Annotated in this window: 14 protein-coding genes and 1 pseudogene; 7 read left to right on the forward strand and 8 right to left on the reverse strand. The window is 68.7% G+C overall.

What is annotated here, in order from left to right; translation table 11 throughout:
• The first annotated feature begins 691 nt into the window (after positions 1–691).
• The 4 genes from ACH41F_RS36605 to ACH41F_RS36620 all read left to right on the forward strand — a co-directional run bounded on the left by ACH41F_RS36605 (position 692) and on the right by ACH41F_RS36620 (position 5723).
• Positions 692–1465 (forward strand): isoprenyl transferase, encoded by a 774-nt coding sequence (locus ACH41F_RS36605; RefSeq protein ID WP_391245185.1) that lies wholly within the window; start codon positions 692–694, stop codon positions 1463–1465.
• A 368-nt stretch (positions 1466–1833) separates the two neighbouring features.
• Positions 1834–3159, forward strand: coding sequence for a PhoH family protein (locus tag ACH41F_RS36610; RefSeq protein WP_391245189.1), 1326 nt, complete (start codon positions 1834–1836; stop codon positions 3157–3159).
• Between the two features lie 381 nt (positions 3160–3540).
• Positions 3541–4245: a transglycosylase SLT domain-containing protein gene (locus ACH41F_RS36615; protein ID WP_391245193.1), complete on the forward strand. Its 705-nt coding sequence runs from the start codon at positions 3541–3543 to the stop codon at positions 4243–4245.
• A gap of 152 nt (positions 4246–4397) precedes the next feature.
• Entirely contained in the window at positions 4398–5723 is a 1326-nt protein-coding gene (locus ACH41F_RS36620; RefSeq protein WP_391245196.1) for an AI-2E family transporter, read from the forward strand.
• 24 nt (positions 5724–5747) lie between these two features.
• Here the strand turns inward: ACH41F_RS36620 and ACH41F_RS36625 are convergent, their stop codons facing one another.
• Positions 5748–6281, reverse strand: coding sequence for an alkyl hydroperoxide reductase (locus ACH41F_RS36625; RefSeq protein ID WP_398839411.1), 534 nt, complete (start codon positions 6279–6281; stop codon positions 5748–5750).
• Between the two features lie 6 nt (positions 6282–6287).
• Positions 6288–6842 (reverse strand): redoxin domain-containing protein, encoded by a 555-nt coding sequence (locus tag ACH41F_RS36630; protein WP_391245202.1) that lies wholly within the window; start codon positions 6840–6842, stop codon positions 6288–6290.
• Between the two features lie 137 nt (positions 6843–6979).
• Here ACH41F_RS36630 and ACH41F_RS36635 point away from each other — a divergent pair, with 137 nt between their 5' ends.
• The gene (locus ACH41F_RS36635; RefSeq protein ID WP_398839413.1) at positions 6980–7948 is read left to right on the forward strand and encodes a LysR substrate-binding domain-containing protein; all 969 of its coding nucleotides are present in this window, start codon (positions 6980–6982) and stop codon (positions 7946–7948) included.
• Between the two features lie 125 nt (positions 7949–8073).
• On the opposite strand, the gene ACH41F_RS36640 is transcribed toward ACH41F_RS36635, so the two are convergent.
• The 5 genes from ACH41F_RS36640 to ACH41F_RS36660 form a co-directional block, all read right to left on the reverse strand.
• The gene (locus tag ACH41F_RS36640) at positions 8074–10398 is read right to left on the reverse strand and encodes an ABC transporter permease (RefSeq protein ID WP_398839415.1); all 2325 of its coding nucleotides are present in this window, start codon (positions 10396–10398) and stop codon (positions 8074–8076) included.
• Positions 10395–11081 carry an ABC transporter ATP-binding protein gene (locus ACH41F_RS36645; protein WP_398839417.1) on the reverse strand — a complete coding sequence of 229 codons (687 nt, stop codon included), beginning with the start codon at positions 11079–11081 and terminating at the stop codon, positions 10395–10397. The genes ACH41F_RS36640 and ACH41F_RS36645 overlap by 4 nt, the downstream gene beginning before the upstream one ends.
• Positions 11078–11602, reverse strand: coding sequence for a helix-turn-helix transcriptional regulator (locus ACH41F_RS36650; protein ID WP_391245214.1), 525 nt, complete (start codon positions 11600–11602; stop codon positions 11078–11080). Before ACH41F_RS36650 ends, ACH41F_RS36645 begins: the two co-directional genes overlap by 4 nt.
• A 105-nt stretch (positions 11603–11707) precedes the next feature.
• Complete coding sequence (locus ACH41F_RS36655; RefSeq protein ID WP_398839419.1) at positions 11708–11971, reverse strand: hypothetical protein; 264 nt, start codon at positions 11969–11971, stop codon at positions 11708–11710.
• Complete coding sequence (locus ACH41F_RS36660; protein ID WP_391245220.1) at positions 11968–12900, reverse strand: SPFH domain-containing protein; 933 nt, start codon at positions 12898–12900, stop codon at positions 11968–11970. Before ACH41F_RS36660 ends, ACH41F_RS36655 begins: the two co-directional genes overlap by 4 nt.
• 271 nt (positions 12901–13171) lie before the next feature.
• On the opposite strand from ACH41F_RS36660, the gene ACH41F_RS36665 reads away from it, so the two are divergent.
• The gene (locus tag ACH41F_RS36665) at positions 13172–15457 is read left to right on the forward strand and encodes a transglycosylase domain-containing protein (RefSeq protein WP_391245223.1); all 2286 of its coding nucleotides are present in this window, start codon (positions 13172–13174) and stop codon (positions 15455–15457) included.
• Between the two features lie 254 nt (positions 15458–15711).
• Here ACH41F_RS36665 and ACH41F_RS36670 read toward each other — a convergent pair whose 3' ends face one another.
• Positions 15712–15927, reverse strand: a complete 216-nt coding sequence (locus ACH41F_RS36670; RefSeq protein WP_391245226.1) for a LuxR C-terminal-related transcriptional regulator — start codon at positions 15925–15927, stop codon at positions 15712–15714.
• Between the two features lie 398 nt (positions 15928–16325).
• Between ACH41F_RS36670 and ACH41F_RS36675 the strand changes: the two are divergent.
• Positions 16326–18211: pseudogene (locus tag ACH41F_RS36675) on the forward strand (hypothetical protein); the annotation flags it as partial.

Raw genomic sequence — 18211 nt, forward strand, 5'->3', positions numbered from 1 at the left:
TCGCTTCTTACCTTCGTCTCACGTAACTTCGAACCAAGGTAATTCGCGTGAGCAAAGCTGCGCGGGCGGCACCGCGCAGTGGAGGGGGCTGCGCGGTGCCCTGCCTTGCCGCCTCACCGCGGACCGCCGCGCTCCCGCTTCGGCGTCAAGGAGAGGTTCGCGGCCCGCGTCACCCGCCCGGGGGACACCCGAGAAAAGTCGCCGAGCGGCCCGCAAGCCGTCGCCAACCCTCCGCGGGCCCGCGGATTTCGCCCGACTGCCCTGGAAACACGCTGTGTTCGGGCCGTGCCGGCCCTCCTGGAAGTCGTGCCTCCGCTCCATCGGCCCGTCGCCGCCCGACTCCGGAGAGTAGTTGTGGGGCGCCGATGCACGCAGCACCACTTACGAAGGGTTATGGTGGAAACCCCCCCTCGGGCCGGTCCGTCTCCCCCCCACGGACCGGCCCGTTTTTTGTGCCCACGCCGGGCCGGGGAGAGGCCGTACACCCGATCCGCCTCCCGCACGCCCCTCGAAGGCGTACCCCCCGGAATCCGCGCCCCCCGGAAGGCGCCCCTCCAGAAGGCGTCCACAGCCCCGCAATCCCTCCACCAGCCAGAACACAACCCCCTCGACCCGCGCTCAAGTCCCCCTCCACCAGCCCGGTAGGCTTCGGCCCGCGGGGACCGCACCGTACGGAGGGGCTGACAAGAACGTGAACCTGCGCGACAAGCTGCGCGGCCTGCTGGTCAGGTTGTACGCACGCCGGGTGGAAGGCCACCTGGACCACGCTCAGGTGCCCAAGCACATCGGCGTCATCATGGACGGCAACCGCCGCTGGGCGAAGGCCGCGAAGGCCACCACCGTGCACGGTCACCGCGCGGGTGCCGAGAAGATCGAGGAATTCCTCGGCTGGTGCACCGAGACCGACGTCGAGGTCGTCACCCTCTGGCTGCTGTCGACGGACAACTTCGACCGGCCCGAGGAAGAACTCGGCCCGCTGCTCGGCATCATCGAGGACGTCGTCCGCACGCTCGCCGCGGACGGCCGCTGGCGGGTGCACCACGTCGGCACCCCCGACCTGCTGCCCTCCCAGATGCAGCTGGCGCTCAAGGAGGCCGCCGAGGCCACCGCGCACATCGACGGAATACTCGTCAACCTCGCCATCGGCTACGGCGGTCGCCAGGAGATCGTCGACGCGATGCGGTCGATGATGCTCGACGCCGCCGACAAGGGCACCTCGCTGGAGGAGCTCGCCGAGTCCGTCACCATCGACGCGATCGGCCGCCACCTCTACACCGGCGACCAGCCCCACCCGGACCTCGTGATCCGCACCAGCGGCGAGCAGCGGCTGTCCGGGTTCATGCTGTGGCAGACGGCCCACTCCGAGTACTACTTCTGTGACGTCTTCTGGCCGGCCTTCCGCAAGGTCGACTTCCTGCGCGCCCTGCGCGACTACGCGGCACGCCACCGCCGCTTCGGCGGCTGACACACGGAAGAGCGCGGTGGCACACGGCGGGCCGGCCCCGGTGCCGGCCCCCGGAAAACCACCCGCGTACCCCGTTTGGGGCACAAGTAACTAGGAGTTCACCAGCGCGCCGCCCCGTGCGTCGGCATGGTGGCGCGTGTTCGAGGGCATAAGGCAAGCAGGTCGACACCCGAACCACGGGTGTCGGATCCTCAGCGGACGGCGCCGGAAGCCGTCCGCCCGGGAGGCCCTTTGCACCAGCTCGACCGTGCGGTCTCGGCACGGAAGCAGCAGTGGAGGGCCGGTTTCCGGCCCGTGCATCGTGGCCGTCGACCGGTCCAGCTCCACTCCGTCGCTCCCCGACCTCATCCGAGGGGGTACGTCCTTCCGTGGTGACCAGCGCAAAGCGCCGCATGCCAGACCGGCGCACTTATGTTCTCGACACCAGCGTTCTGCTGGCCGACCCGAACGCCCTGAGCCGCTTCGACGAGCACGAGGTCGTGCTCCCCATCGTCGTGGTCACGGAGCTGGAGGCCAAGCGGCACCATCCCGAGCTCGGCTACTTCGCCCGGCAGGCCCTGCGGCTGCTGGACGAGTTCCGGGTGCGGCACGGTCGCCTCGACGCCCCCATCCCGATGGGGGATCTCGGCGGAACCGTCCGTGTCGAGCTCAACCACTCGGACCCCAGCGTGTTGCCCAGCGGCTACCGCCTGGGGGACAACGACTCCCGCATCCTCGCGGTCGCCCGCAACCTGCAGGCCGAGGGGTTCGACGTCACCGTCGTGTCCAAGGACCTCCCGCTCAGGATCAAGGCGTCCTCGGTCGGTCTCCTCGCCGAGGAGTACCGCGCCGAACTCGCCATCACGGACTCCTCCGGCTGGACCGGCATGTCCGAACTGACCCTGCCCGGCGAACAGGTGGACATCCTCTTCGAGGAAGGCCATGTGCACGTCCCCGAGGCGGCCGACCTGCCCGTGCACACGGGGCTGATGATCCAGTCCGAGCGCGGCAAGGCGCTGGGCCGGGTCAGCCCCGACGGCACCGTCCGCCTGGTGCGCGGCGATCGGGAGGCGTTCGGCATCAAGGGCCGCAGCGCCGAGCAGCGCATCGCCCTCGATCTGCTGCTCGACCCGGACATCGGGATCGTGTCCATGGGCGGCCGGGCCGGCACCGGCAAGTCGGCGCTCGCCCTGTGCGCGGGCCTGGAGGCGGTCCTGGAGCGCCGCCAGCACCAGAAGGTGATGGTCTTCCGTCCGCTGTACGCGGTGGGCGGGCAGGAGCTGGGCTATCTGCCGGGTTCCGAGGCCGAGAAGATGAGCCCCTGGGCGCAGGCGGTCTTCGACACGCTGTCCGCGGTCACCAGCCGCGAGGTCATCGAGGAGATCACCGCACGCGGGATGCTCGAGGTCCTGCCCCTCACCCACATCCGCGGCCGCTCGCTGCACGACGCGTTCGTGATCGTGGACGAGGCGCAGTCGCTGGAACGGAATGTACTTCTCACCGTTCTGTCCCGAATCGGCGCCAATTCGCGGGTGGTTCTCACCCATGACGTGGCCCAGCGGGACAATCTCCGAGTCGGGCGCTACGACGGTGTCGTCGCCGTCGTGGAGAAGCTGAAGGGGCATCCGCTCTTCGCCCACGTCACGCTGACGCGGTCCGAGAGGTCCCAGATCGCGGCCCTTGTGACCGAAATGCTGGAGGACGTCCAAATCTGAGGTCATAGCCGCTGGTTGGCGCCGTCCGGAAAGGCAAAGAGCCTAGCCGGGCGGCGCCTTCGCGTGTGGTGGTTTCTCGAATTCCCTGGGGTCAAACGAGATGTGAGCTTTCACACGCAACTCAGAATTGCCACCCGGCGTCGGGTTACGGCAGAGTCTCACTCCTGTCAGGCCCCGCATACGACACACCTGTACCCCCAGCCGTACGGCACCACAGCAGCACTCGCTCCAACTCCATAGTCGACGTCGTATGCCGCCCGAGCTGTACGCGGCGCCTCCCTCACGGGAGTTGCCCACCGGGCCCGTGCTTCCCGTGACCCGCAGTTGGGAGGCCAGCGCCAAGGGGCACGATTGCGTCCGCCAGGGTCACCGAAGCGGGCGATGCTGGAAGGAAACCGTGTGAGTCCGATTTCGGTCCGGGGATTCGCAGTGGCCTCTGCCACCGCGGTCACCGCTGTCGGAAGCGTCGTCGGCGTTGCCTCGGGCAGCACCGCGCAGAACAACGACGCAGAGGCGGCAGTCGCCGATTCGACGCTCCTCGCGGACATACCCGCGGGCCAGCAGGCCCAGGTCCAGACCGCGTCCCTGACGCAGCAGGCCAATGTCCAGGCCATCGCCGCCGACGCGAGCGCCAAGAAGGACGCCGAGGAATCGGCTCGCAAGGCCGCGGCCAAGTCGGCGATTGACAAGAAGGCGGCCGCCGAGAAGGCGGCGAAGGAGGCCAAGGAGCGCGCCGAGACCAAGGCGGCCACAGCCTCCCGCAGCTCCTCCAGCTTCCCCGTGCAGAGCTCGTACACCGTCGACCAGATCCAGGCGATGGCGCGCCAGATGGTGCCGAGCGGTCAGTGGACCTGCTTCAGCAACATCGTGGACCACGAGTCCAGCTGGAACTACCGGGCGGTCAACGCCTCCTCCGGTGCCTACGGCCTCTTCCAGGCACTGCCCGGCTCCAAGATGTCCTCCGTGGGCGCCGACTGGCAGACCAACCCGGCCACCCAGATCAAGTGGGGCCTCAACTACATGGACAGCCGCTACGGCAGCCCGTGCGAGGCCTGGTCCTTCTGGCAGGCCAACCACTGGTACTAGAGCTCCCGGCCCCCGGCCGCCGCTCAACCTCGCGCAGCCCCTCACCGTCCTACGGTGGGGGGCTTTCGCCCTGTTGTACGGTCTGACGGACGGCTCACGAACTCCAGGGGGGAGTGGTGGGGAGAGACGGGGGAAAGGGACGGATATGGATCATGTCGCGAGTGCCTGACTGGCTCGGCCGCCTGGGCCACGGTCTGACCGAAATGGGAGAGCGCTTGGACGAGCGCCGCGCGCAGGCGGAGCGCGAGGAGGCCGACCCGCCCGAGGAGCCTTTGCCCCCTGTGGCGGAAGACGTGGCCCCCGCCCCGGTTCCCCGCCCCGACCCCGCGCAGGCCGTGCCGTGGGGCATGCGTGTCGCCGCCGAGGCCGGCTGGCGGCTGCTGGTGCTGGCGGGCACGGTCTGGGTCCTCATGCGGATCATCAGCGCCGTCCAGCTCGTCGTCCTGGCCTTCGTGGCCGCCCTGCTGATCACCGCGCTGCTCCAGCCGACGGTGGCCCGGCTGCGGCGCCACGGCGTTCCGCGGGGTCTGGCGACCGCGCTCACCGCGATCCTGGGGTTCGTGGTGATGGGGCTGATCGGCTGGTTCGTGACCTGGCAGGTCATGGAGAACATCGACAACGTCTCCGACCAGGTCCAGGACGGCATCGACGAGTTGCGGAACTGGCTCCTCAACAGCCCTTTCCACGTCACCGACAAGCAGATCAACGACATCGCCGAGAACCTGCGGGAGGCGATCGGCGCGAACACCGACCAGATCACGTCCGCGGGTCTGGAAGGCGTCACGGTCGTCGTCGAGGCGCTGACCGGCATCCTGCTCGCCGCCTTCTCCACGCTGTTCCTGCTCTACGACGGCAAGCGGATCTGGGAGTGGTCGCTGAAGCTGGTGCCGGCCGCGGCGCGGCCGGGGGTCGCCGGGGCCGGTCCGCGGGCGTGGCGGACGTTGACGGCGTATGTGCGCGGCACGGTGATCGTGGCCATGATCGACGCCATCTTCATCGGTCTGGGCATCTACTTCCTGGGTGTCCCGATGGCCGTCCCGCTGGCGGTCTTCATCTTCCTGTTCGCCTTCGTCCCGCTCGTGGGCGCGGTGGTCTCGGGCGCGCTGGCGGTGGTGGTCGCGCTGGTGACCCAGGGCGTGTTCACGGCCGTGATGTCCCTGGCCGTGGTCCTGGCCGTGCAGCAGATCGAGGGCCACATCCTCCAGCCGTTCATCCTGGGCCGTGCGGTCCGGGTGCACCCGCTCGCCGTGGTCCTGTCGGTCGCCGCGGGCGGCATGGTCGCGGGCATCGGCGGCGCGGTGGTGGCGGTGCCCCTCGTCGCGGTCACGAACACGGTGGTGGGGTACCTGCGTTCGTACTCCCGGGAGCAGGCGCTGAAGCAGTCGCCGCGGCCGCGGGGTGCCACCGCGGTGGACGTGGCCGCGGCCCGGCCCCCGGTGGAAGGCAACGAAGACGAAGGCCCCGCCCACCAGGGGTGAGCGGGGCCGGCGGCACACGTCGGTCTAGTCGGCGAGCACCGCTTCCGCGTCCAGGGTCGCCCCGATCGCCTGGACGACCGAGGCGATCTTGAAGGCCTCCTGGATGACCTCGCGCTCCACGCCCGCCTTGCGGAGCACCTGCTCGTGGGAGTCGAGGCACATGCCGCAGCCGTTGATGGCGGACACCGCGAAGGACCAGAGCTCGAAGTCGACCTTGTCGACGCCCGGGTTGGCGATGACGTTCATCCGCAGGCCGGCGCGCAGGGTGCCGTACTCGTGGTCCGAGAGCAGGTGGCGGGTGCGGTAGAAGACGTTGTTCATCGCCATCACCGCGGCCGCGGACTTGGCGGCCGTGTACGCCTCCGGCGAGAGGTTCGCCTTGGCCTCCGGCGCCAGTTCGCGCAGCACGATCGGGGAGCGGGAGGCGATCGCGGTCGCCAGGACCGTGCCCCACAGCTGCTGCGTCGGCAGGTCGGAGTTTCCGATCACCGAACCGAGGTTCAGGCGGAGGTCCTTGGCGTAGTCCGGTATGGCGGACTTCAGTGCGTCCAGCGACATCTCAGGTCACTCTCCCGAGAGCAGCTTGACCGGGTCCAGGGTCTCGTCGCCCTTGGTCCAGTTGCACGGGCACAGCTCGTCCGTCTGGAGGGCGTCGAGGACCCGCAGGACCTCCTTGGGGTTACGGCCGACCGAGCCCGCGGTCACCATGGAGAACTGGATCTCGTTGTTCTGGTCCACGATGAACACCGCGCGCTTGGCGAAGCCGTCCTCGCCCTCGATGCCGAGGTCGCGCATCAGCTCGTGCTTGGAGTCGGCCATCATCGGGAACGGCAGGTCGCGCAGGTCGTCGTGGTCCTTGCGCCAGGCGTGGTGGACGAACTCGGAGTCACCGGAGAAGCCGAGCACCTGGGCGTCCCGGTCGGCGAACTCCTCGTTCAGCTTGCCGAAGGCCGCGATCTCGGTGGGGCACACGAAGGTGAAGTCCTTGGGCCACGCGAAGACGACCTTCCACTTGCCCTCGTAGGTCTTGTGGTTGATCGTCTCGAACTCCCGGCCCTTCTCCAGCGAGACACAGGCGGTCAGTTCGAACTCGGGGAACTTGTCACCGACAGTGAGCACAAACTCTCCTTGCAGCGCGAGAGAGCACCCTCTTGTGAAGGGTCCCCCTCTGGGGTTGGACGTCAGTGATGGTGGCACATGGTGCATTGATTACGGAAATCGCTATACTCGGTCGTGTTGATCGAAAGGATCTATCAGTGACCGTCAGTAGCGTCGGGGCCAAGAGGCGCCAGCCGAGTCTCGCTCAACTGCGCGCCTTCGCGGCCGTCGCGGAGCACCTGCACTTCCGGGACGCGGCGGCCGCGATCGGCATGAGCCAGCCCGCGCTGTCAGGGGCCGTCTCCGCCCTGGAGGAGACCCTCGGCGTGACGCTGCTGGAGCGCACCACGCGCAAGGTGCTGCTCTCGCCGGCCGGCGAGCGGCTCGCCGTACGGGCCAGGGCGGTGCTCGACGAGGTCGGGGCGCTCATGGAGGAGGCCGAGGCGGTCCGGGCGCCCTTCACCGGCGTCCTGCGGCTCGGCGTCATCCCGACCGTCGCACCGTACCTGCTGCCCACCGTCCTGAAGCTGGTTCACGACCGCTACCCGGACCTCGACCTCCAGGTCCACGAGGAGCAGACCGCGAACCTCATCGACGGCCTCACCACCGGCCGTCTCGACCTGCTGCTGCTCGCCGTCCCGCTCGGCGTGCCCGGGGTCGTCGAACTTCCGCTCTTCGACGAGGACTTCGTGCTCGTCACCCCGCTCGGGCACCCGCTCGGCGGCCGTGAGGGCATCGCCCGCGAGGTGCTGAAGGAGCTCAACCTGCTCCTCCTCGACGAGGGCCACTGTCTGCGCGACCAGGCCCTCGACATCTGCCGGGAGGCCGGACGGGCCGACGCCCCGGTCACCACCACGGCCGCCGGGCTGTCCACGCTCGTCCAACTCGTCGCCGGGGGACTGGGCGTGACACTGCTGCCGCGCACCGCCGTGAAGGTCGAGACCTCCCGCAGCAACCAGCTCCTCACCGGGTACTTCGCCGAGCCCGCCCCGGCCCGCCGGATCGCCCTCGCCATGCGCACCGGGGCGGCCCGCGGCGCGGAGTACGGCGAACTGGCCGACGCCCTGCGGCAAGCGCTGCGGCCGTTGCCCGTCCGGGTCCTCGGCACGTCCAAGGCGCTCGCCTGAGAGCCGTTCACCTGGGGCCCGAACAGAGCGAGTTGAACGGCTCCGCGCTTCTCACGGATCCCAGCCCGGAAGCACACCGAAAGGGCCCCTCCCGTCCAGGAGGGGCCCCGGTGGTGCCGTCCGCGCTACTCGGTCCGCAGCCCGTCCGGCCGCATCAGCCGCAGCAGCGGCGGCAGGCTGAGCAGCGTCACCACGATGACCACCGCCGCGCCCGCGCCCGTCATCGACAGCACGCTCGCCCAGTCCACGGACACCGGGGTGTCCGTCATCTTCAGCAGGACCGTGCCGAGCGTCAGCCCCACCGCCGACGCCAGCACCAGCCCCAGACCGACCGGGAGCGCCGTCTGCCACAGCACCGAGAGGCTCAGCGTGGAGCGCCGGGTGCCGAAGGCGATCAGCGAGGACAGCAGCTTCTTGCGCTCGCGCAGTTGCTCCAGCTGCGAGACCAGCAGGCTCGCGCCGATCAGCATCAGGACGCAGGCGGCGCCGACGAACAGACCACCGCGGATGGAGGCGTAGTTCTCGTCGCGCACGGTGGACGTGAACCTGATCGGCTCCTCATAGGGGTCCATGACCGCCGCCGTGTTGCGCACGTACTCCAGGGCCTCCGGCACCGACCTGTCGAGCCCCAGGAACAGTTCCGTGGTGAGCAGCCGGTCCGCTCCCGGGGGCAGCGCCGCCGGCGTCATCAGCAGTCCCGCGCGGCCCACCCGGTTCGAGTCCTCGGTCGCCGTGACGGCCTTGAGGCCCTTGGGGACGGTCCAGGCGACCGACTTCGTGGTCTCGTCGTCGTCGGAGTCGTCGAACCAGAGCTTTTTGCCGCCCCTGGCCACCTTGCTCGTGTCGTAGGCGTAGTCGCCCTCCTTCAGGACGAAGACGTCGCCGTCCCGGCAGGAGGAGAGCTTCGCGACCTCGCGCAGGGCCGCGCAGGTGCCCACGGACACGGGGGCGAAGTTCTGCGGGTCGGTACGGGAGTCGCCGAGATATCCGTCGGCCATGTCGTAGAGGCCGTCGACGCCCCGGGTCGCCGCGAACTTCTCCTTGGCATCGGCGACCGTGCTGCCCGAGGCCAGGCGCACGACCATCTGCGCCCCGGCGACCGTGTCGGCCTTGTGCTCCGTGTACTGGTCGTCGACGCCGGCGAACAGCATTTGCAGGGCGATCGCGCCGGCCACCGCCACCGCGATGCCGTTGACCATGCGAGCCGCCGTGCCGCTGCTCAACTGGAGCCTGCGCACCGCCAGCTGCCAGGCGACCGGACCGGAGCCGAGCCGGGAGACGACCGCCTCGACGACCCAGGGCAGCAGTGCGGTCACCCCGACCAGGAGCAGCATGACGCCGCCGACGGTGAGGTACTCGTTGAAGTTCCCGCTGCCCCGGCCCTGGCCGATCATCGGGTAGAGCATCGCGAGCCCGCCCAGCGGCAGCAGCAGCCGCCACCACAGCCGGCGGCGGGAGGGCTTCGCCGTGCGCACCACACCGAGCGGCTCGATCACGACCCCGCGCAGGGCCAGCTGGGTCACCAGCACGGCGGCCGCGGGCACCGCGACGGCGACCAGCAGGGCCAGCAGGGGCGAGGGGTTGAGATAGCTCGGGAAGAAGCTGTAGTCGAAGAGCTCGACGGTGCCCGCGATCTGCCGCCCGATCATGAAGAACCCGGCGCCCAGGACCAGCCCCACCAGGGCCCCGGCCATCGCCTCGCCCGCCGCGACCCGCCGGGTCATCCGGGCGTCGGAGCCGACCAGCCGGAGCGCCGCGAGCCGCCGGTCACGCCGTTCCCCACCGAACCGTACGGCGGCCGCGATGAAGACGGCGACCGGCGTCAGCAGCACCGCGAAGACGACCAGGATCAGCAGGAGCAGGATGGGATCCAGCGGCTCCTGCTCCTGGTTCGGCGCCCCGAACCGCTCGATGCGGTCCACGGTGCCGCCGTTCACCTTGGGCGCGAGGCCCTCGGCGCCGCGGTAGAAGGCGAGTTCGGCCGACCCGATCAGCCCGCTCTCCCCGATGGTCCCGACGACCCGGTCCGGCAGCCGCTCCCGCAGCACCTTCCCGTCGGCGGAGTCCAGGAGTCTTTTCAGCGCGGGGGAGACCACCATCTCGCCCGGCTCGGGGAAGGCGGAGACCCCGGGCGGCAGCGGCGATCTGGCGCCCTCGGGCTCCAACTCCCGGCCGCGCACGCTCTTGTCGTGGTAGGTCGTGGTGACGTTCCCGACGATCACCGTGTCGTCGGCCTTCTTCAGCCGGGTCGAGCTGAACGACATGTCGGTGCGCGCCTCTTCCCGCCGGTCGCGCGTCGCCATCGCGTTGGGGATCGCGGTCGTCAGCAGCAGCAGCGCCACCCCGAGCCCCACCCCGACGGCCGTCAGCAGGACCCGCATCCAGCCCTCGCGTCCCCCCGCGAACGCGAATCTGACGCCCATCCCCAGGTCCCGCGCCCACTGCCTCATACGGCCCGCTCCATGTCCCGCGACTTGCCGTCCCGTACGACGATCTCGCGGTCGGAGTAGGCCGCCACCCGCGCCTCGTGCGTGACCAGCACGACGGCCGCGTTGGTCGACCGGGCGGCGTCGGTGAGCAGTTCCATCACGCGCTCGCCGTTGAGCGAGTCGAGCGCGCCGGTCGGCTCGTCGGCGAACACCACACGCGGGCTGGTCACCAACGCCCGTGCCACGGCGACGCGTTGGCCCTGGCCGCCGGAGACCTCGCCGGGCCGCTTCTTGTGCAGGTCGTCGACCTCGAGCCGTTCCATCCACCCCAGGGCGGTCTTCTCGGCCTCCTTGCGGGAGGTGCCGTTCAGCCGCAGTGGCAGGGCGACGTTCTCGACGCAGGTCAACTCGGGGACGAGCTGGCCGAACTGGAAGACGAACCCGAACTCCGAGCGCCGCAGCGCGCTGCGCTGGGCGTCGTTCATCGTCGCCATCTCCTGCCCGTTGTACGTGATCGAGCCCGAGTCGGGCGTCACGATCCCGGCGAGACAGTGCAGCAGCGTCGACTTGCCGGACCCGGAGGGGCCCATCACGGCGACGACCTCACCGGGGTGGATGGAGAACTGGGCGCCGTCGAGCGCGAGGGTCGGGCCGTAGGCCTTGCGCAGGTCGTGGGCGACGAGGAGAGAGCCTGCGGGAGTCATGGGGCCACCACCTGGGCGAGTTTGTCGAGGCGCGCGGCGGTCAGTTCCAGCCAGCGCAGATCGGCCTCGAGATGGAACAGGGCGTGGTCGCAGATGAGCTGGTCGGCGAGGTCGCCCCTGCGCTTGCGGTCGGTGAGGATCCGCATCATCCGCAGGTGCTCGGAGCGCTGGGTGTCGAGGATGTCGGCCGCGTCCCGATGGGTGAGCAGCGCGAGGACGACCTTCGTGTACAGCGTGGACTGCAGATACGGCTCGGGCTTCTCCGGCGTGGCCAGCCACTGCTGTACGTCGGTGATGCCGGCCTCGGTGATCGCGTACCGCTTGCGCTCGGGGCCGCCGCCGGCCTCGATGCCGTCGACCTCGACGAGACCGTTCTTCAGCAGGCGGGACATCGTCGAGTAGACCTGGCCGTAGTGCAGGGGCCGGTCGTGACCGAACTTCTCGTCGAAGGCCCGCTTCAGGTCGTAACCGTGGCGGGGCCCGGACTCCAGGAGTCCCAAAAGGGTGTGACCGATGGACATGGGAAGGACTGTACACGCGGTGTATACCCGGCATGTATACGCGGAGTGTGTAGCTAGAGATGGTGGGTGACGAACCGCAGGTGGGGGCCGATTGTCACGGTTCTGCTACACGGGATCCCGGCCTTCCGGGTCGACCGGCGGCCGCCCCCGGCGCGGGATCGGCCGGGCCTCGCCGGGCAGCCGTCCCGCGTCCGCCAGAGCCTTGCGCAACAGGAACTCGATCTGCGCGTTCGCCGACCGCAGCTCGTCCCCGGCCCACCGCGCCAGCGCCTCGTACACCGACGGGTCCAGCCGCAGCAGCACCTGCTTGCGCTGCTGCGGCCGCCGCTTGGGGGCGGGCTCCACGGGTTCCTCCGCGGGATCCGTCACTGGTAGAGCGTCCCCGTGTTGAGCACGGGCTGGGCGGCGCGGTCCCCGCACAGCACCACCATCAGGTTCGACACCATCGCCGCCTTGCGCTCGTCGTCGAGCTCCACGATGTTCTGCTCGTTGATCCGGGCCAGCGCCGCCTCGACCATCCCGACCGCCCCGTCCACGATCTGCCGCCGCGCGGCCACGATCGCGCCCGCCTGCTGACGCTGGAGCATCGCGGAGGCGATCTCCGGGGCGTAGGCGAGGTGGGTGAAGCGGGACTCGATGATCTCGACGCCGGCCGCCTCCACGCGCGCGTGCAGCTCCAGGGCCAGCTTCTCGGTGATTTCCTCGGCGTTGCCGCGCAGCGACAGGCCGCCCTCGTCATGGGCGTCGTAGGGGTACTCGATGGCGATGTGCCGGACGGCGGCCTCGGTCTGGGTGGAGACGAACTCGAGGTAGTCGTCCACTTCGAAGGTGGCCTGCGCGGTGTCCTCGATCCGCCACACCACGACCGCGGCGAGCTCGATCGGGTTGCCGTAGGCGTCGTTGACCTTCAGGACGGCCGTCTCGTGGTTGCGCACCCGCGTCGAGATCTTGGTGCGCGAGGTGAACGGGTTCACCCAGCGCAGGCCGTCCTGCCGGATCGTCCCCCGGTAGCGCCCGAAGAGCTGCACCACCCGGGCCTCGCCCGGCGCCACCGTGTTCAGCCCGCACATGGCGAGGAACGCGGCGAGCGCGACCACGATCCCGCCGACGATCAGCGCGGCCTTGCCGCCGGTCGCCGCCACCGCCGTGGCGGCCACGATCATTCCGGCCCCGGCGAACAGCCCCAGCAGTCCGAGCAGCAGCGCGAGCCCACCGCCGATGCTGTGCGCCGCGAACTCCCGCACGCGCGGGGCGGGCATCTCGGGTACGTCGGCGACGGCGTCGTCGTGTGTGGTCATGGGGTCCCCCGTTCTCCTGCCGCACGGCTGCGCGGCTCTGGCTCTGCCTAGCTTCGATCTAGCTAAGTGATATCACATTAGCCCACCAAGGCAACCTTGCGCACCCCTCGTACGTCGGTTCCATAGGGGTGGGTGCTGATTCTCACGTCCGTAAAAGGCCGGATCGGCAGCGCTTTGTCACATCTCCCGGTGTTAGCTTTCTGAGCTGACCTGAGCGGCGAACCTGTGTGACAGACGCGCACACATGAACGAAGCGGAGCGGAACGGGGCCATGGGACGAGCGGAAGAGAGACGAGCGCGACAGCGCGGCGGTCACCGCGCCGCGCCCAAGCGCCGTTCGTCGCGGGCGGCGACCGGTGGTGGCGACAAGAGTTTCATACGCCGCCTCTTCACCTGGAAGAAGATCCTCGGCACCTTCCTCGGCGTCTGCCTGCTCGGCATCGGCGGCTTCATCGTGCTGTACATGATGGTGCAGGTGCCCGAGGGCAACGCCAAGGCCCAGCTCCAGACCAACACCTACAAGTACAGCGACGGTTCGGTCCTGGTCACCAACGGCAAGCTCAACCGTGAGGTCGTCGACCTGGCCAAGGTGCCCAAGAAGGTCCAGCTCACCTTTGTCGCCGCCGAGAACAAGTCCTTCTACCAGGACGCCGGCGTCGACCTGAAGGGCACCGCCCGAGGTCTGCTCAACACGCTCTCCGGCAAGGGCAAGCAGGGCGGCTCGACGATCACCCAGCAGTACGTCAAGAACTACTACCTCACGCAGGACCAGACCGTCACCCGCAAGCTCAGGGAGCTGGTGATCTCCCTGAAGGTGGACCGCCAGATGTCCAAGGACGACATCCTCGCGGGCTACATCAACACCAGCTACTACGGCCGTACCGCCTACGGCATCCAGGCCGCCGCCCAGGCCTACTACCGCGTCGACGCCGAGAAGCTCTCCGTCGCGCAGGGCGCCTACCTCGCCGCCGTGCTCCAGGCGCCGAGCCAGTACGACTGGGCGGTCGCCTCGGACACCAGCAAGAAGCTGGTGCAGGCGCGCTGGAACTACGTCCTGGACAACATGGTCGAGGAAGGCTGGCTGAAGGCCTCCGAGCGCGACGGGATGACGTTCCCCAAGCCCAAGGAGCCCAAGGCCGAGTCGAGCCTCAAGGGCCAGAAGGGCTACTTCGTCAAGCTCGCCAAGCAGCAGCTCGTGCAGCAGCTGATGGACCAGGACGGTCTCTCCAAGGACGAGGCGGAGGCCCAGGTCGACCGGGGTGGCTGGACCCTCACCCTGAACATCGACAAGAAGAAGCAGGCGCAGCTGGAGAAGGCCGTCAAGGCCCAGCTGACCGACAAGCTGGACCCGGACAAGCGCGAGGTCGACAAGAACATCCAGGCCGGCGCGGCCTCCGTCGACCCCAAGACCGGCAGGATCGTCGCCCTGTACGGCGGCGCGGACTACACCACGCACTACTTCAGCAACGCCAACCGCACCGACTACCAGCCCGCGTCCACGTTCAAGCCGGTCATCCTGGCGGCCGCCCTGGAGAACGGCGCCAAGACGCAGGACGGCAGGAAGATCGGCGCGAGCACGATCTACGACGGCACCAGCAAGCGCCCCGTCAAGGGCAGTGACATCGCCTTCGCCCCGGAGAACGAGGACGACCAGGACTACGACGACGTCACCGTCCAGACGGCGATGAACAAGTCCATCAACTCCGTCTTCGCGCAGATGGGCGTCGACGTCGGCATGGACGAGGTCCTCAAGACGGCCTCCGACCTCGGCATGGACACCGCCGACCTCAAGGCGCTGCCCGCCTACACCCTGGGCACCATGGGCGCGAGCCCGATCCAGATGGCCGGGGTCTACGCCACCCTCGACAACCACGGCAAGAAGGTCACCCCGACCATCATCAAGTCGGCCGAGCGCAACGGCAGCGAGGTCGACATGCCCGACGCCGTCGGCGAGCAGGTCATCAGCCGCGAGACCGCCGACACGGTGACCTCGGTGCTGACCGGCGTGGTCGACGACGGTACGGCCAAGCGGTCCGTCGCCGAGAACACCGCCCGCGACGGCCAGGAGGTCGCGGGCAAGACCGGTACCTCCGACGACAACCTCTCGGCCTGGTTCACCGGTTACACCCCCGACCTGGTCACCTCGGTAGGCCTGTTCGGCGAGGACCACAAGACCAAGGCACAGGCGAAGATGTACGGCGCCGGCGGCGAGCCCCGCGTCAACGGTGGCGGGTTCCCGGCCGGGATCTGGGCGGCGTACATGTTCGGCGTGACCTCCACGTCCGCCGAGTTCGACCTGGACACCGACCAGGGCGCAGCGGTCGAGCCGACATGGACGCCGAGCCAGACCCCGACGCAGACGCCCTCGCAGACGCCGACGACGAAGCCCCCGACGCAGACGCCCTCGCAGACGCCGACGACGAAGCCCCCGACGCAGACGCCCTCGCAGACACCGACGACGAAGCCGCCGTCGCAGACGCCCTCGCAGACGCCGACGACGAGGCCGCCGACGGACGGCATCCCGGAGGATCCGGTGGACCCGGTGGACGAGCAATGAGAAAGGGGGCGCCCGGCAGATGCCGGGCGCCCCCTTCACGTAACCCCATGGGGAGCGGCCTGTTCTCCGGCAGTTCGGTGTTTACGTGGCGCCCATCCGCATGGTTTCAGTTTTGCGTTCAAGGATGCTACGAATCTCGGCAGATAGGTTTATCGCGGCAGGGCCGGTAGGTATGCCGCATGCTTCCGGAAGGAAGTGTCAATGCTTCAGACCGTGCATCTATATGCCGTGCCGAAGGGTTTCAGGACCGCCGATCAGGCCGCTTCGTCAAGAAGGCCGAGTTCGCTGACCCGCAAACCCAGTGCAAAACGTCCCCGCGCTTCGAGTTGCTCCATGAGCCGGGTCACTCGGCGTTGTACTGTCCGATGCCCCAGAGCGAGATGTTGAGCGATCGCCTGGTCCGGTAAACCGTTCCGCATGAGGCGGAGGATTTGCAGGTCAACGTGGTCTGCACAGACCTGATCGAACATTCCTGATCCCCCCGTTGGATCGACAATGCCATTTGACTCACGACGTTGGCCCGACGCCCACAAAACACTATCTGGACAAAGTTGGCGCAGGCAAGATCTGCAATGTTCGTCAATGGGGTGTACTCGGGCAAAAAGATGGCGTAATTGCGTCACGCGACTGTCGCTTCGCCCCGTTTTGGCCTCGCTTTGGATAGTCTCGATGGTTTGCTCATGCGTAGATTTCTGGGCGGCAGGGGAAGGGGTCGGCAGGGGAAGTGGGCGTAAAGACGCCACTCATCGAAAGGCATTTCGCGAACCGGTTCGTGATGTCATATCGAACGGTTCTGCCTATGGGGCGAAGTCTCTCGATGAGAGGGCGTTCTTTGAGATTGCACAGACGTTTAAGAACTCCACTGACCGTGATAGCGGCCGGCAGCGTGTTGGCGGGTCTGCTTCAGGCCACGGCCTGGGCGGAGGTGGGTGCCTCACCCGGTGCCGGGGCCGAGGCGGCCGCGAAGTCGGTCGAACCGGGTGCGGATTCGGTGCCGGTGGGTGAGCGTGCCAGCGTGCTCGGTTCGGGTTACAGGTCGTCGGCGGATGTTGCCTGGACGACGACGGGTGATGCGCAGGGTTTTCATCTGCTGACCGCGACGGAGAAGAGTGGTTACGCGTGGAAGACGTTGGCGTCGCTGGCTGAGCCGGGGTTCGATGCGGATCAGTGGATCGGGAATGTGTGTGTCACCGGGTCGGGGAAGCGGGCGGTGGTGGTGTATGCGCCGCGCACGTTCACCAATGATCCGAAGTTGATGGCGCGTGGCGGTTTCACGGCCGTGGTCGACCTGGTGACCGGTTCGGTGCGGAAGTTGAAAGTCAATGCCTCGCTGTCGTATTACAACCCGGGGTGTGGCACGGGTGAGACGGCGGTGTTGACGCAGTCCCCGGGTGAGGACCGGAACAAGACGCGGCTGATCCGGGTCGATGCGGCAACCGGGGAGGCGGCTGCGCCGGTTGTGGTGGCCGGGCAGGTGACCTCGGCGGTGCCTGCCGGCGGCGGGAGGATCGCTGCGGCTTCCGGGCGCACGCTCGTCGAGATCGACGCGAGGGGCCGTAAGAGGAAGCTGGCTGCCACGGGCACGGTGCCGTATCGCATCAGCCGGGACGGCGGGGGCGGTTATGTGTTCCTGGAGCGAGTGCAGCGCGACAGCCTCAAGGAGCGGGAGTCGGCCCTCGTACGGCGTTGGGCCAAGGGGAAGGTGACCGGGCTGGGGTCCGGGCCGCTCGGTGACACCGGGCTGACCCGGCGCGGCGGGCAGGTCTACCTCACCGGTGGAGTGAAGGCGGCGAAGGGTCTGCCGAGGACCGTCACGCGGTTGGCGGGGGCGGACAAGGATGCCACGCTTTCCACCACGGGTGCCGCGATCGTGCAGCACACCGAGTGGGCGGACGGGAAGGGCTCGCCGAAGTACCTGCATCAGGAGCAGGCCACCGATGCACGGCCGGTGAACGTCACGATGACGGTCCAGGACAGCGGTGAGAAGGCCGAGTTCGTGGTGACACCGCTGAAGGCCAAGGCGACCCGCTGGGAGACCTCGCGCACACCCTCACCGCTACTGGGCACCACCACCGGTGGCAAAACCCCCACCGTCGGCAAGGCTCCCGGCGGCAACAAGACGGCCACCGGTAAGGCGGCCACCGGCGTGCGCTCCCTGTCCGCCGCGGCGGCAGCGGCGGGTACCCGCACCGAGATCGTGGAGTCGGAGCGGGCGTGTTCCGTTCCGCGTAACGATCCGCGTAATCAGGCGATGCAGCCCAAGCCGCGTCAGGTGGAGTGGGCGGTGGACAAGGCGGTCACGGGGAAGTTGAACCTCGGTGCTTCGCGTGCGGCGAACTGGAAGAGTCTGGGGATGCCGGCGTATGCGCCGCAGTCCCTGTTCCCCAATCCGGTGTTGGAGGGTGGGGGCCGGGTGCCGGCGCAGGTGCTGCTGGGTATCACCACGCAGGAGTCGAACATGTGGCAGGCGGCCCGTTCCGCGGTGCCCGGGGTCACGGGCAGTCCGCTGATCGGGAACTTCTACGGGATCGACTACTACGACGGCAACACCGACAACGACTGGGACATCGACTGGTCGGAGGCGGACTGCGGTTACGGTGTCACGCAGGTCACCGACCACATGCGTCTGGCGGGCCGGGAGTACGGTCATGGCGGCGCGGCCTGGGACTACAACAAGCAGCGTGCGGTGGCCCTGGACTATGCCGCGAACATCGCCGCCGGTCTGCAGATCCTGGTGGAGAAGTGGAACCAGAC

Source organism: Streptomyces sp. NPDC020489 (assembly GCF_044386545.1).
Lineage (GTDB): Bacteria > Actinomycetota > Actinomycetes > Streptomycetales > Streptomycetaceae > Streptomyces.

Excerpts from the sequence above, each read along its gene's own strand:
- ACH41F_RS36615 (WP_391245193.1), top strand. The coding sequence starts at position 3,541 with ATGCTGGAAGGAAACCGTGTGAGTCCGATTTCGGTCCGGGGATTCGCA.
- ACH41F_RS36620 (WP_391245196.1), top strand. The coding sequence starts at position 4,398 with ATGTCGCGAGTGCCTGACTGGCTCGGCCGCCTGGGCCACGGTCTGACC.
- ACH41F_RS36625 (WP_398839411.1), bottom strand. The coding sequence starts at position 6,281 with ATGTCGCTGGACGCACTGAAGTCCGCCATACCGGACTACGCCAAGGAC.
- ACH41F_RS36640 (WP_398839415.1), bottom strand. The coding sequence starts at position 10,398 with ATGAGGCAGTGGGCGCGGGACCTGGGGATGGGCGTCAGATTCGCGTTC.
- ACH41F_RS36645 (WP_398839417.1), bottom strand. The coding sequence starts at position 11,081 with ATGACTCCCGCAGGCTCTCTCCTCGTCGCCCACGACCTGCGCAAGGCC.
- ACH41F_RS36650 (WP_391245214.1), bottom strand. The coding sequence starts at position 11,602 with ATGTCCATCGGTCACACCCTTTTGGGACTCCTGGAGTCCGGGCCCCGC.
- ACH41F_RS36660 (WP_391245220.1), bottom strand. The coding sequence starts at position 12,900 with ATGACCACACACGACGACGCCGTCGCCGACGTACCCGAGATGCCCGCC.
- ACH41F_RS36665 (WP_391245223.1), top strand. The coding sequence starts at position 13,172 with ATGGGACGAGCGGAAGAGAGACGAGCGCGACAGCGCGGCGGTCACCGC.
- ACH41F_RS36670 (WP_391245226.1), bottom strand. The coding sequence starts at position 15,927 with ATGTTCGATCAGGTCTGTGCAGACCACGTTGACCTGCAAATCCTCCGC.